Source organism: Enterobacter cloacae complex sp. P18RS (assembly GCF_014982105.1).
In the GTDB taxonomy this organism is placed as follows: domain Bacteria; phylum Pseudomonadota; class Gammaproteobacteria; order Enterobacterales; family Enterobacteriaceae; genus Enterobacter; species Enterobacter hormaechei_C.
In genome coordinates this window covers 1-12,974 of the sequence record NZ_JADCKV010000009.1, presented here as the reverse complement: position 1 = coordinate 12,974, position 12,974 = coordinate 1, and the positions used below count along the sequence as shown (strand labels likewise).

The window sequence follows — 12,974 nt, the reverse complement described above, 5'->3', positions numbered from 1 at the left end:
CATTATTTTGTCATCTCCCTTTATAAAGCCACGTAAAACCCCCGTCGTCAATTGCTGCGAAAACGGTTCAGCAAACGAATAAATGTGGGCAATTTACGAAATTTAATTCGTATTGCGTCAGATAAGAGATGCTTATGGGAATGTGACGAAGATCATGCGATTTGTTGCCCTCACCCTAACCCTCTCCCACAGGGAGAGGGGACTGTTCGGTGCGTTTTTAATGCCAGCAGAAGTGATGCACAACCTGGGTAATGAGTTCGCGAGTGGGCTTGATGAAGCGGGTTTCGAGATATTCGTCCGGCTGGTGGGCCTGGTTGATGGAGCCAGGGCCCAGAACCAGCGTCGGGCACAGCGTCTGAATAAACGGCGCTTCGGTGCAATAGTTCACCACGTCGGTTTTCTCGCCGAGCAGTTTTTCCACCACCTGAACCAGCTGATGGTCAGGCGGACATTCGTAGCCTGGAATCGGCGGATGCAGTTCGGAGACCGTCAGACGGCCCGGCCAGCGCTCGCTGACCGGTGCCAGCGCTTCGTTCAGTAAGCCATCCAGATCGCTCAGCGTCATGCCCGGCAGAGGACGGATATCCATATGCAGTTCGCAGCAGGCGCAGATACGGTTGGACGCATCACCGCCGTGCAGGCTGCCGAGGTTTAGCGTCGGATACGGCACGGTGAACGCCTCGTAGTGATAGCGCTCTTTCAGATCGTCGCGCAGGGTCATGATGCGGCCAATCGCGTCATGCATCAGCTCGATGGCGTTCACGCCGCGCGCCGGATCGCTGGAGTGGCCGGACTGTCCGAGCACGCGCACCGCGGTAGAAATATGGCCTTTGTGCGCCCGAATCGGTTGCAGAGAGGTCGGTTCGCCGATGATCGCGCAGTCAGGACGAATCGATGTGTTTTCAGAGAAATAACGTGCGCCCGCCATGCTGGTCTCTTCATCGGCGGTCGCCAGAATGTAGAGCGGCTTTTTCAGGGTTGTCACGTCCACGTCACGCAGCGCGTCGAGGATAAAGGCGAAAAAGCCTTTCATGTCGGCGGTGCCCAGACCATAAAGCTTGTTGTCATGCTCGGTCAGCGTGAACGGATCGCGCGTCCAGCGGCCATCATCAAACGGCACGGTGTCAGTGTGGCCAGCCAGCAGCAGGCCGCCCGCGCCATGTCCGATACTGGCGAGCAGGTTAAATTTGTGGCGTGTTCCGGGGACGGGCTGAACCTCAACGTTAAACCCAAGATCGCTAAACCAACCCGCCAGCAGATTGATTAAAGACTCATTGCTCTGATCCAGGGCTTCTTCCGTCGCGCTGATGGAGGGTGTGGCAATCAGGGCGCGGTAAATCTCGATAAATGGCGGTAAGTTCATTTTCATTGTTGACACACCTTAGGTCGTGATAGTATCAATATTCATGCAATAAATGTGAATAAAAATACATTATCGTTGAGCATAAAGGAACCCGATGTTGAATACGCTGATTGTAGGCGCTAGCGGTTATGCGGGCGCAGAGCTTGTAAGCTACGTAAATCGCCACCCTCATATGACCATAACCGCTTTGACCGTGTCAGCGCAAAGCAATGATGCCGGAAAGTTAATTTCCGATTTGCATCCACAGCTTAAGGGCGTGGTTGATTTGCCTTTGCAGCCCATGTCTGGCATCAGCGAGTTCACCGACGGCGTTGACGTTGTGTTTTTAGCCACGGCGCATGAAGTTAGCCACGACCTGGCACCGCAATTTTTAGCGGCCGGCTGCGTGGTCTTTGATCTCTCCGGCGCGTTTCGCGTTAACGACAGCGCGTTCTACGAAAAATATTATGGTTTCACCCATCAGCACCCGGATCTGCTCGAAAAAGCGGTGTACGGCCTGGCGGAGTGGAGCGCTGACAAACTGAAAGAAGCGGATCTGATTGCCGTGCCGGGCTGCTACCCGACGGCGGCGCAGCTTTCCCTGAAGCCGCTGATCGACGCGGGTCTGCTGGATCTGCATCAGTGGCCAGTCATCAACGCCACCAGTGGCGTGAGCGGCGCCGGGCGCAAAGCGGCGATCTCCAACAGCTTCTGCGAAGTGAGCCTTCAGCCGTATGGCGTGTTTAATCACCGTCATCACCCTGAAATCACCACCCATCTGGGCGCGGACGTGATTTTCACCCCGCACCTCGGCAGCTTCCCGCGTGGGATCCTCGAAACCATTACCTGCCGCCTGAAACCGGGTGTGACCAAAGAACAGGTGAGCGAGGTCTTCACGCAGGCGTATGCGGATAAACCGCTGGTGCGCCTGTATGACAAAGGCGTGCCGGCGTTGAAAAACGTGGTTGGCCTGCCGTTCTGCGACATCGGCTTTGCCGTGCAGGGCGAGCATCTGATTGTGGTCGCCGCAGAAGATAACTTACTCAAAGGCGCTGCCGCACAGGCAATGCAGTGTGCAAATATTCGTTTCGGCTTCCCTGAAACGCAGGCTCTTATTTAAGGTGTGATGATGAATCCATTAATTATCAAACTCGGTGGTGTACTGCTGGACAGCGAAGAAGCGCTGGAGCGCCTGTTTACCGCACTGGTGAACTATCGCGAATCACACCAACGTCCGCTGGTGATTGTGCACGGCGGCGGTTGCGTGGTGGATGAGCTGATGAAAGGGCTCAACCTGCCGGTGAAAAAGAAAAATGGCCTGCGCGTGACGCCAGCGGATCAGATTGACATCATTACCGGCGCGCTGGCGGGAACGGCGAACAAAACGCTGCTGGCGTGGGCGAAGAAACACCATATCGCCTCCGTTGGCCTCTTTCTGGGCGATGGCGATAGCGTAAAAGTGACCCAGCTCGACGAAGAGCTTGGCCATGTTGGACTGGCGCAGCCAGGTTCGCCTGAGCTGATTAACACCCTGCTGGAAGGCGGTTTCCTGCCGGTGGTGAGCTCAATCGGCGTGACCGAAGAGGGCGAGCTGATGAACGTCAATGCGGACCAGGCGGCAACCGCGCTGGCGGCCACGCTGGGCGCAGATCTGATCCTGCTCTCCGACGTGAGCGGCATACTGGACGGCAAAGGCCAGCGTATTGCGGAAATGACCGCCGCAAAAGCCGAGCAGCTGATCGATCAGGGCATTATCACCGACGGCATGATCGTTAAAGTTAACGCCGCGCTGGATGCGGCCCGCACGCTGGGCCGCCCGGTGGATATCGCCTCCTGGCGTCATGCGGAGCAGCTTCCGGCTCTGTTTAACGGTACGCCGATTGGTACGCGTATTCTGGCTTAAGATTCTGTGCCGGATGGCGCTTCGCTTATCCGGCCTACGTGAATTTTGTAGGCCCGGTAAGCGCAGCGCCACCGGGCAAAAATATCATCATTAAGGAAATTCGTTATGGCACTTTGGGGTGGGCGTTTTACACAGGCAGCGGATCAGCGGTTCAAACAGTTCAACGACTCTTTGCGCTTCGACTACCGCCTGGCCGAACAGGATATTGTCGGCTCTGTGGCCTGGTCCAAAGCGCTGGTGACCGTTGGCGTGCTGACCGCAGACGAACAGCAGCAGCTGGAAGAGGCGCTGAACAACCTGCTGGAAGAGGTGCGTCTGGATCCGGAGCAAATCCTCCAGAGCGATGCCGAAGATATTCACAGCTGGGTGGAAGGCAAACTGATCGACAAAGTCGGCCAGTTGGGTAAAAAGCTCCATACCGGGCGTAGCCGTAATGACCAGGTGGCGACCGACCTGAAGCTGTGGTGCAAAGAGACCGTCGGCGAACTGCTGGCGGCGAATCGTCAGTTGCAGAGCGCGCTGGTGGACACCGCGCAGAGCAATCAGGATGCGGTGATGCCGGGTTATACCCACCTGCAACGCGCGCAGCCGGTGACGTTCGCGCACTGGTGTCTGGCCTACGTTGAGATGCTGGCGCGTGATGAGAGCCGTTTACAGGATACCTTAAAGCGTCTGGACGTCAGCCCGCTGGGCAGCGGCGCGCTGGCCGGTACGGCGTATGAAATCGACCGTGAGCAGCTGGCAGGCTGGCTGGGCTTTGCCTCCGCCACCCGCAACAGCCTGGACAGCGTCTCTGACCGTGACCACGTGCTGGAGCTGCTCTCGAATGCCTCTATCGGGATGGTGCACCTGTCGCGCTTTGCCGAAGACCTGATCTTCTTTAACTCTGGCGAAGCGGGGTTTGTAGAGCTGTCCGACCGCGTGACGTCCGGCTCCTCCCTGATGCCGCAGAAGAAAAACCCGGATGCGCTGGAGCTGATCCGCGGTAAGTGTGGCCGTGTGCAGGGCGCGCTGACCGGTATGATGATGACCCTGAAAGGGCTGCCGCTGGCATACAACAAAGACATGCAGGAAGACAAAGAGGGGCTGTTCGACGCGCTCGACACCTGGCTGGACTGTCTGCATATGGGCGCGCTGGTGCTGGACGGCATTCAGGTGAAACGTCCGCGCTGCCAGGAAGCGGCGCAGCAGGGGTATGCTAACTCTACCGAGCTGGCGGACTACCTGGTGGCGAAAGGCGTACCGTTCCGCGAGGCGCACCATATTGTGGGTGAAGCGGTGGTGGAAGCGATTCGTCAGGGTAAAGCCCTTGAAGAGCTGGCGCTTGCCGACCTGCAAAAATTCAGCGCGGTTATCGGGGATGATGTCTACCCGATTCTGGCCCTGCAATCCTGTCTGGATAAGCGTGCAGCGAAAGGTGGCGTGTCGCCGAAGCAGGTAGCGCAGGCGATTGCGGATGCGAAAAACCGGTTGGTTTGAATTGGTTTGAATAGTGCGGGCTGGTGCCCTCACCCCGGCCCTCTCCCACAGGGAGAGGGAGAAAAACGGAGCCTGGCTTAGTGCTGGGCTTTTTTTTACGCAAAAAAAAGCGGACCACGGGGTCCGCAAAAGTTCACGTTGGCTTTAGTTTTTCGAGTTTTGAGAGAAACTCGCTGACGGTGCGGGGACGTCAAGGGTCAAACACGTGCCGCCTCGTCTATGTGATGTATTATTCAACAGAATGCTTGATAGGGATAATCGTTCGTTGCTATGCTATCTATCGCCATGAACTATCGTGGCGACGGAGGATGAATAATGAATATTCGTGATCTTGAATACCTGGTAGCGTTAGCTGAGCATCGCCATTTTCGCCGCGCGGCAGACTCCTGCCACGTCAGCCAGCCAACGCTGAGCGGTCAGATCCGCAAGCTGGAAGATGAGCTGGGCGTGATGCTGCTGGAGCGCACCAGTCGTAAGGTACTGTTCACGCAGGCAGGTCTTCTGCTGGTGGATCAGGCGCGCACCGTACTGCGCGAGGTCAAAGTGCTCAAGGAAATGGCAAGCCAGCAGGGGGAAGCGATGTCCGGCCCGCTGCATATTGGCCTGATCCCAACCGTTGGCCCGTACCTGTTGCCGCAAATCATTCCGATGCTGCACCAGACGTTCCCGAAACTCGAAATGTACCTGCATGAAGCGCAAACCCATCAGCTGCTGGCGCAGCTGGACAGCGGCAAGCTCGACTGCGCGATCCTGGCGCTGGTCAAAGAGAGTGAAGCGTTTATTGAAGTACCGCTGTTCGATGAGCCGATGATGCTGGCGATCTATGAAGATCACCCGTGGGCGAACCGCGATCGCGTGCCGATGGCCGATCTGGCCGGGGAAAAGCTGCTGATGCTGGAAGATGGCCACTGTCTGCGCGATCAGGCGATGGGCTTCTGCTTCGAAGCGGGTGCCGATGAAGATACCCATTTCCGCGCAACCAGCCTGGAAACGCTGCGTAATATGGTGGCGGCGGGAAGCGGTATTACGCTGCTGCCTGCGCTGGCGGTGCCGCACGAGCGTAAACGTGATGGCGTGGTCTATCTGCCGTGTATTAAGCCGGAGCCGCGTCGCACCATTGGTCTGGTTTATCGTCCGGGGTCACCGCTGCGCAGCCGCTATGAGCAGCTGGCAGAGGCCATCCGGGGTGCGATGGATGGCCATTTCGACAGCGCGTTAAAACAGGCGGTTTAAGCCGTTCAGCGCAGCTACCCGATAGGCTTCCGCCATGGTCGGGTAGTTAAAGGTGGTGTTAACGAAGTACTCAATGGTGTTGCCACCACCTTTTTGCTCCATGATCGCCTGGCCGATATGAATGATTTCCGCCGCGCGTTCACCGAAGCAGTGAATACCGAGGATCTCTTTCGTCTCGCGATGGAACAGGATCTTAAGCGTACCTACGCTCATTCCCACGATTTGCGCCCGCGCCAGATGTTTAAACTGGGCACGACCCACCTCGTAAGGCACCTTCATGGCCGTCAGCTGCTGCTCGGTTTTGCCGACAGAACTGATTTCCGGAATGGTGTAGATGCCCGTCGGGATATCTTCAATCAGATGCGCCGTCGCTTCACCTTTCACCAGCGCCTGTGCGGCGATGCGGCCCTGATCGTACGCGGCGGAGGCCAGGCTTGGGTAACCAATCACGTCGCCCACCGCGTAAACGTGCGGCAGCGCAGTCTGGTACATGCTGTTGACCTTGAGTTGACCGCGGCTGTCGGTTTCAAGCCCGATATTCTCCAGCTGCAATGAATCCGTGTTGCCGGTACGGCCGTTGGCGTACAGCAGGCAGTCCGCCTTCAGCTTCTTACCAGATTTCAGGTGCATGATCACACCGTCGTCGCAGCCTTCGATTTTCTCGTACTCTTCGTTGTGGCGAATCACCACGCCGCTGTTCCAGAAGTGGTAGGAGAGGGAATCTGACATCTCCTGATCGAGGAACGCCAGCAGGCGGTCGCGGGTGTTGATCAGATCAACTTTGACCTCCATTCCCCTGAAAATCGACGCATATTCGCAGCCAATCACGCCCGCGCCGTAGATGATCACATGGCGTGGCTCGTGGTGCAGGCTGAGGATGGAGTCGCTGTCGTAAATGCGCGGGTGCGAGAAATCCACGTCTGCCGGATGGTAAGGACGGGAGCCGCAGGCGATCACAAATTTTTCAGCGGTGAGCGTCTCAACCGAACCGTCGTGGCACTCCAGCGCCAGGGTGTGTTCATCCACAAAATGCGCGTTCCCTTGCAGAATTTCACAGTGGTTGCGCTCATAGAAACCCTGACGCATGCGCGTCTGCTGGTTAATGACCGTGTCTGCGTGATTCAGGATATCGGCAAAGGAGGAACGAAGAAGTCGGGAGTGGTCGCTGTAAAGAGGGTTCTGGTTAAATTCGATAATGCGGCTAACGGCGTGGCGGAGGGCTTTCGAAGGGATGGTGCCCCAGTGGGTGCAACCGCCGCCGACGTTATGGTAGCGCTCAATAACCGCTACTCTGGCTCCCTGTTTTACCAGACCCATAGCAGCACCTTCGCCGCCGGGGCCGGAACCAATAACTATTGCGTCGTAATCGTAGGAATGTGGCATGGCAAGGCTTACCTGTTCTTATACATAAAAGCAACAGAATCATAACATCATTGCCAGGGTAACCCAATTATCGTTGTGCTTTTTTCGGGCAGTGGAGCACAAACCGCCCGTAAACAATCATTCACAAAGCCAGGTAAACAGATTAATTTTATTCTCTGGTATAGTGCCAACGGGCCTTTGGAAGGATTCAACTATCGTGATGGGCGTAAGAGCACAACAAAAAGAGAAAACCCGGCGTTCGCTGGTGGAAGCCGCATTCAGTCAACTGAGTGCTGAGCGGAGTTTTGCCAGTTTGAGCCTGCGTGAAGTGGCGCGCGAGGCCGGGATTGCGCCAACGTCCTTCTATCGTCATTTCCGTGATGTGGATGAACTGGGCCTGACCATGGTCGACGAGAGCGGTTTGATGCTGCGCCAGCTTATGCGTCAGGCGCGTCAGCGTATCGCCAAAGGCGGCAGCGTGATCCGCACCTCCGTGTCGACATTTATGGAATTTATCGGCAATAACCCTAACGCATTTCGCCTGCTGTTGCGTGAGCGTTCCGGAACGTCAGCCGCGTTTCGTGCCGCCGTCGCGCGTGAAATTCAGCATTTCATCGCGGAACTTGCCGACTATCTTGAACTCGAAAACCATATGCCGCGTGCGTTTACTGAAGCACAGGCCGAGGCGATGGTGACGATTGTTTTCAGCGCGGGTGCCGAAGCGCTGGATGTCAGCATTGAACAACGTAAGCAACTCGAAGAGCGACTGGTATTGCAGCTGCGGATGATTTCTAAAGGTGCGTACTACTGGTATCGCCGTGAACAAGAGAAGTTGGCACATCAAAACGATGAGTGAAGGTGAGTAATGAAACAGTCAGGTCAGGATAAAGGAACGCTGTTGCTGGCATTGATCGCTGGCTTATCCATTAATGGTACGTTTGCCGCGGTTTTTAGCTCAATTGTACCGTTCTCGATTTTCCCGATTATCGCGCTGGTGCTGACGGTGTACTGCCTGCATCAACGTTATCTGAACCGCACGATGCCGGTTGGGTTACCGGGACTGGCCGCAGCCTGTTTTATTCTGGGTGTACTGTTGTACAGCACCGTCGTGCGCGCGGAGTATCCGGATATTGGCTCTAACTTCCTGCCTGCGGTACTGTCCGTGGCGCTGGTGTTCTGGATTGGCTCGCGCATGCGTAGCCGCAAGAGCCAGTTACCGGAGTAATGAATTATTTGTAGGGCAGGTAAGCGAAGCGCCATCTGCCAAAAATGCCGGATGGCGCTAAGCTTATCCGGCCTACAGATCACCGTGCGGTAAGTAAAACGCCGCACTCCATATGGTGCGTATACGGGAACTGATCGAACAGCGCCAGACGTTCAACCTTGTGCGTCTGGCTTAATGTTTCCAGATTCTTGCACAGCGTCTCCGGGTTACAGGAGATGTACAAAATACGCGGGTACGCCTGCACCATCTTCTCGGTTTCGCTGTCCAGGCCACTGCGCGGCGGATCGACAAAAATTGTCTCACACTGGTAGCTCTTCAAATCAATCCCTTGCAGGCGGTTAAACTCGCGTACGCCGTTCATCGCCTGGGTAAATTCTTCTGCCGCCATACGAATAATTTGTACGTTATCAATATGGTTAGCGGCGATGTTGTACTGCGCGGCGGCCACCGACGGTTTGGCGATTTCCGTCGCCAGCACGCGCTCGAAATTACGCGCCAGCGCCAGCGAGAAGTTGCCGTTACCGCAGTAGAGCTCCAGCAGATCGCCCTTAGACCCTTCTGTCGCCTTCAGCGCCCACTCCAGCATCTGCACGTTCATGGCGGCGTTCGGCTGGGTGAAGCTGTTCTCTACCTGACGGTAAACCATCTCTTTACCTGCTACCGGCAGACGCTCGTCGATGTAATCCTGGTCCAGCATGATTTTGGTTTTGGTCGCGCGGCCAATCAGGTGCACGTTGATGTTCTGTGCGCGCAGCGCATCGCGCAGGGCTTCTGCCTGCTCGCGCCACTCGTCGGTCAGCGCTTTGTGATAGAGCAGAGAAACAATGGCCTGATTGCTTTGAGTGGTCAGGTAGTCAATCTGGAACAGCTTGTTGCGCAGCACCGGATTATTGCGTACACCGTCGATCATTAGCGTCATCAGCTGGTTGATGAGCTCACTCGCCGCCGGAAAACTGTCTACGCGAATGCGGGATTTCGTCTGCTGATCGAAAATGATGTGGTACAGGTCATCGCCATCGTGCCAGATGCGGAACTCAGCGCGCATACGGTAGTGGCTGACCGGAGAACGAAACACCTCGGGAACCGGCGCGTTGAAAGGCGTCATCATACTTTGCAGGCGGACAACTTTTTCTGCCAGCTGTGCGTCGTACTGTTCTGTCGGGAGGTGTTCGGGGGTCATGATGCGTCCTGAGTGATAAAGAATTACGCGGGGATTGTAGGGATTGTGCAGTGGATGTCCAGATTTAATGGCTAATAGCTATCTGGACATCTATACGTGTCTAATTGTAGCATTCTGTTTCCGGTCTCCTGAGAGTGAAAAGGGAATCCAGTGCAAATCTGGAGCTGACGCGCAGCGGTAAAGACTGGCGGGATGAGAGTTGTAGACACTGTGAAAATGGGAAGTCTTCATCCGTATAACGCCACCCAGCCCGAAGACCTGCCGGGATCACGTCGCATTTGGTTTCATCATCGCGTGCTATCGATGAGGCCTGCGGCATCCTTCTTATATTGTGGATGCTTTAACAATGATTAAAAAAGTATCGCTGTTGACGGCGTTTTCCGTCACGGCATTTTCGGGCTGGGCGCAGGAAAGCGCCGACTCGTTGGTGGTGACAGCAAACCGTTTCGAACAACCAGCAAAAACCGTTCTGGCTCCGACCTCCGTCGTGACCCGTGAGGATATTGAACGCTGGCAGGCAACGAGTGTTGTGGAAATCATGTCACGCCTGCCGGGTGTGGACATCGCACAAAGCGGCGGGATGGGGTCGACCTCTTCAACGTTTATTCGCGGTACGGAATCCCGCCATGTTCTGGTACTGATTGATGGTATCCCCCTGAATAATGCCGGGATCAGCAATGTTCCCGATTTAAGCCAAATTCCGACGTCGCTGATTCAGCGTATTGAGTACATTCGCGGCCCACGTTCGGCGCTGTATGGCTCCGACGCGATTGGCGGTGTGATTAACATCATTACCGGGCGCGACAAGCCGGGTGCGGAAATTTCTGCGGGTGTCGGTTCAAAGGGGTATCAAAACTATAACGGTGCCTTCCAGCAGGTGTTCGATAAAACCAAAATCACCATGGCCGGTGATTATACCTATACCCGTGGTTTTGATATTGCCGCAAAAGATGCCCCGCGCCAGCCAGACCGCGATGGTTTTATGAGTAAATCGCTATTTGGCTCGGTGGAGCAGCAGTTTACCGACAGCGTCAGCGGATTCGTCCGTGGCTTTGGCTACGATAACCGCTCCGCGTATGACGGTTACGATCACTATGGCGCGACCGGCATTGATGGGCGGCCGGACACGCGTCAGGTTTACAGCCAGAACTGGGACACCGGGTTGCGCTATAACCAGGGTATTTTCCAGTCACAGCTGGTGGCAGGGTATGGCCGTAGCAAAGATCAGAACTATGATCCGAAAAAAGGCCGCTACGCTGACTCCGCAACCATGGATGACGTGAAGCAGTACACCACCCAGTGGCTGAATACGGTTGAAGTGGGTCACGGCAATATCGGCGCGGGTCTGGACTGGCAGAAGCAGAAAACCCAGGCGGGTACGGGCTATCTGGAAAAAGGTTACGAACAACGTAATACCGGCGTGTTCCTTTCGGCGATGCAGCAGTTCAACAGCGTGACGCTGGAAGCGGCGGCGCGTAATGACGATAACTCTAATTTTGGCAATCACGCCACCTGGCAGACCAGCGCCGCATGGGAGTTCATCGAGGGGTATCGCATCATCGGTTCTTACGGTACAGCGTATAAAGCACCGACCATGAGCCAGATCCACAGTAAAGATTACGGTAATCCGGATCTGAAGCCAGAAGAGAGTAAGCAGTGGGAAGGTGGCTTTGAAGGTCTGACGGGGCCGGTAAACTGGCGTGTGACGGGCTATCGTAATGATATCGATAACCTCATTAATAGCGACCCGCGGACTTACCGTTATTACAACGTCGATGAAGCCCGTATTAAAGGAATCGAGGCGACGGCCCAGTTCGACACTGGCCCGGTAGGGCATCAGATTTCTTACGACTACGTCGACCCGCGTAATGCGAAAACTAACGAAGTCCTGGCTCGTCGCTCAAAGCAACAGGTTAAGTATCAGCTTGACTGGCAGGTGTGGGATCTCGACTGGAATCTGGCGTACCGTTATCTGGGCACTCGCTATGACGTTGCCGTTGATCCGAATACCTACGCCACAGAACGCGTGAAAATGGGCGGCGTCAGCCTGTGGGACGTCGCGGTTTCATATCCTGTCACCTCTCATCTCACAGTTCGTGGTAAAATAGCCAACCTGTTCGATAAAGATTACGAGACAGTTTATGGCTACCAAACTGCAGGACGGGAATACACCTTGTCTGGCAGCTACACCTTCTGATCCGCGTCCCACCGTGCTGGTGTTTGATTCCGGCGTCGGTGGGCTGTCGGTCTATGATGAGATTCGGCAGCTCCTGCCGGATCTCCATTACATCTACGCCTTCGATAACGTCGCGTTCCCGTATGGGGAAAAGAGTGAAGACTTTATTGTTGAACGTGTGGTTGAAATCGTCACCGCGGTACAAAAGCGTTATCCCCTGGCGCTGGCGGTCATTGCCTGTAATACGGCAAGCACGGTCTCTCTTCCTGCCCTGCGCGAAAAATTCCCGTTCCCGGTTGTGGGCGTTGTTCCGGCAATCAAACCTGCGGCGCGTCTGACGGCGAACGGCATTGTGGGGTTGCTGGCTACGCGCGGTACGGTAAAACGTCCTTATACGCGTGAGCTTATAGAGCGCTTTGCCAATGAATGCCAGATCGCCATGCTCGGCTCCGCGGAGCTGGTGGAAATGGCGGAAGCAAAACTGCACGGCGAGACGGTATCGCTTGAAGAGCTGCGCCGTATTCTGCGTCCATGGCTGCGGATGCAGGAACCACCGGATACGGTTGTTCTCGGCTGCACCCATTTCCCGCTATTACAGGAAGAGCTGTTAAAGGTTCTGCCTGAAGGGACCCGGCTGGTGGATTCCGGTGCTGCAATTGCGCGTCGGACGGCCTGGCTGCTGGAACACGAGGCGCCGGATGCGAAATCAGCGGATGCGAACATCGCTTTCTGTATGGCGATAACAAAAGAAACCGAACAACTTTTGCCCGTTTTACGTCGTTATGGCTTCGAAACGCTCGAAAAACTGGCGCTGTAGCACGGTTTTGAGCAAAAAAGAGACGGTTGAACGTTTTTTTTCAAAGAGGGGTTGTCAACGTCGGAGAACTCCCTATAATGCGCCTCCACTGACACGGAACAACGGCTTACAAGCCGCCGGGACAGCGGGGTTCAGAGATGAACGCCAACAGAGAAAAGTGAAAATAATTGCTTGACTCTGAATGAGGAAAACGTAATATACGGGACCTCGCAACGATGAGCTGAAAGCCGCGTTGCAACTGCTCTTTAACAATTTAT

At 55.5% G+C, this 12,974-nt stretch carries 11 protein-coding genes and 1 riboswitch; of the genes, 8 read left to right on the top strand and 3 right to left on the bottom strand.

Annotated elements, in window-relative coordinates; genetic code table 11:
* Nucleotides 1-217: 217 nt before the first annotated feature.
* Nucleotides 218-1,369 (bottom strand): acetylornithine deacetylase, encoded by a 1,152-nt coding sequence (gene argE, locus INF61_RS06595; RefSeq protein ID WP_193547630.1) that lies wholly within the window; start codon nucleotides 1,367-1,369, stop codon nucleotides 218-220.
* Between the two features lie 88 nt (nucleotides 1,370-1,457).
* Between argE and argC the strand changes: the two genes are divergently transcribed.
* The 4 genes from argC to oxyR all read left to right on the top strand — a co-directional run bounded on the left by argC (nucleotide 1,458) and on the right by oxyR (nucleotide 5,957).
* A complete protein-coding gene (argC, locus tag INF61_RS06590; protein WP_193547629.1) occupies nucleotides 1,458-2,462 on the top strand; it encodes an N-acetyl-gamma-glutamyl-phosphate reductase in 1,005 nt (334 codons plus the stop codon).
* Between the two features lie 6 nt (nucleotides 2,463-2,468).
* Nucleotides 2,469-3,245 carry an acetylglutamate kinase gene (argB, locus tag INF61_RS06585; RefSeq protein ID WP_096159761.1) on the top strand — a complete coding sequence of 259 codons (777 nt, stop codon included), beginning with the start codon at nucleotides 2,469-2,471 and terminating at the stop codon, nucleotides 3,243-3,245.
* Between the two features lie 105 nt (nucleotides 3,246-3,350).
* The gene (gene argH, locus INF61_RS06580) at nucleotides 3,351-4,724 is read left to right on the top strand and encodes an argininosuccinate lyase (protein ID WP_032104309.1); all 1,374 of its coding nucleotides are present in this window, start codon (nucleotides 3,351-3,353) and stop codon (nucleotides 4,722-4,724) included.
* Between the two features lie 315 nt (nucleotides 4,725-5,039).
* Entirely contained in the window at nucleotides 5,040-5,957 is a 918-nt protein-coding gene (oxyR, locus tag INF61_RS06575) for a DNA-binding transcriptional regulator OxyR (protein ID WP_003862055.1), read from the top strand.
* Here the strand turns inward: oxyR and sthA are convergent.
* Nucleotides 5,940-7,340 carry a Si-specific NAD(P)(+) transhydrogenase gene (gene sthA / locus INF61_RS06570; RefSeq protein WP_003862057.1) on the bottom strand — a complete coding sequence of 467 codons (1,401 nt, stop codon included), beginning with the start codon at nucleotides 7,338-7,340 and terminating at the stop codon, nucleotides 5,940-5,942. The genes oxyR and sthA overlap by 18 nt on opposite strands.
* Before the next feature lie 196 nt (nucleotides 7,341-7,536).
* On the opposite strand from sthA, the gene fabR reads away from it, so the two are divergent.
* Nucleotides 7,537-8,175 carry an HTH-type transcriptional repressor FabR gene (gene fabR, locus INF61_RS06565; RefSeq protein ID WP_003862059.1) on the top strand — a complete coding sequence of 213 codons (639 nt, stop codon included), beginning with the start codon at nucleotides 7,537-7,539 and terminating at the stop codon, nucleotides 8,173-8,175.
* Nucleotides 8,176-8,184: 9 nt separating this feature from the next.
* Nucleotides 8,185-8,544, top strand: coding sequence for a YijD family membrane protein (locus INF61_RS06560; RefSeq protein ID WP_017383113.1), 360 nt, complete (start codon nucleotides 8,185-8,187; stop codon nucleotides 8,542-8,544).
* A gap of 79 nt (nucleotides 8,545-8,623) precedes the next feature.
* Here the strand turns inward: INF61_RS06560 and trmA are convergent, their stop codons facing one another.
* Nucleotides 8,624-9,724, bottom strand: coding sequence for a tRNA (uridine(54)-C5)-methyltransferase TrmA (gene trmA / locus INF61_RS06555; RefSeq protein WP_003862063.1), 1,101 nt, complete (start codon nucleotides 9,722-9,724; stop codon nucleotides 8,624-8,626).
* A gap of 104 nt (nucleotides 9,725-9,828) precedes the next feature.
* Nucleotides 9,829-10,005, top strand: a riboswitch (cobalamin riboswitch).
* A 65-nt stretch (nucleotides 10,006-10,070) separates the two neighbouring features.
* Between trmA and btuB the strand changes: the two genes are divergently transcribed.
* The gene (btuB, locus tag INF61_RS06550; RefSeq protein WP_017694253.1) at nucleotides 10,071-11,921 is read left to right on the top strand and encodes a TonB-dependent vitamin B12 receptor BtuB; all 1,851 of its coding nucleotides are present in this window, start codon (nucleotides 10,071-10,073) and stop codon (nucleotides 11,919-11,921) included.
* A complete protein-coding gene (murI, locus tag INF61_RS06545) occupies nucleotides 11,866-12,717 on the top strand; it encodes a glutamate racemase (protein WP_003862067.1) in 852 nt (283 codons plus the stop codon). The genes btuB and murI overlap by 56 nt, the downstream gene beginning before the upstream one ends.
* Nucleotides 12,718-12,974: the final 257 nt, after the last annotated feature.

Coding starts and splice junctions, on each gene's coding strand:
- argE (WP_193547630.1), bottom strand. CDS start 1,369: ATGAAAATGAACTTACCGCCATTTATCGAGATTTACCGCGCCCTGATT.
- argC (WP_193547629.1), top strand. CDS start 1,458: ATGTTGAATACGCTGATTGTAGGCGCTAGCGGTTATGCGGGCGCAGAG.
- argB (WP_096159761.1), top strand. CDS start 2,469: ATGATGAATCCATTAATTATCAAACTCGGTGGTGTACTGCTGGACAGC.
- argH (WP_032104309.1), top strand. CDS start 3,351: ATGGCACTTTGGGGTGGGCGTTTTACACAGGCAGCGGATCAGCGGTTC.
- oxyR (WP_003862055.1), top strand. CDS start 5,040: ATGAATATTCGTGATCTTGAATACCTGGTAGCGTTAGCTGAGCATCGC.
- sthA (WP_003862057.1), bottom strand. CDS start 7,340: ATGCCACATTCCTACGATTACGACGCAATAGTTATTGGTTCCGGCCCC.
- INF61_RS06560 (WP_017383113.1), top strand. CDS start 8,185: ATGAAACAGTCAGGTCAGGATAAAGGAACGCTGTTGCTGGCATTGATC.
- trmA (WP_003862063.1), bottom strand. CDS start 9,724: ATGACCCCCGAACACCTCCCGACAGAACAGTACGACGCACAGCTGGCA.
- btuB (WP_017694253.1), top strand. CDS start 10,071: ATGATTAAAAAAGTATCGCTGTTGACGGCGTTTTCCGTCACGGCATTT.
- murI (WP_003862067.1), top strand. CDS start 11,866: ATGGCTACCAAACTGCAGGACGGGAATACACCTTGTCTGGCAGCTACA.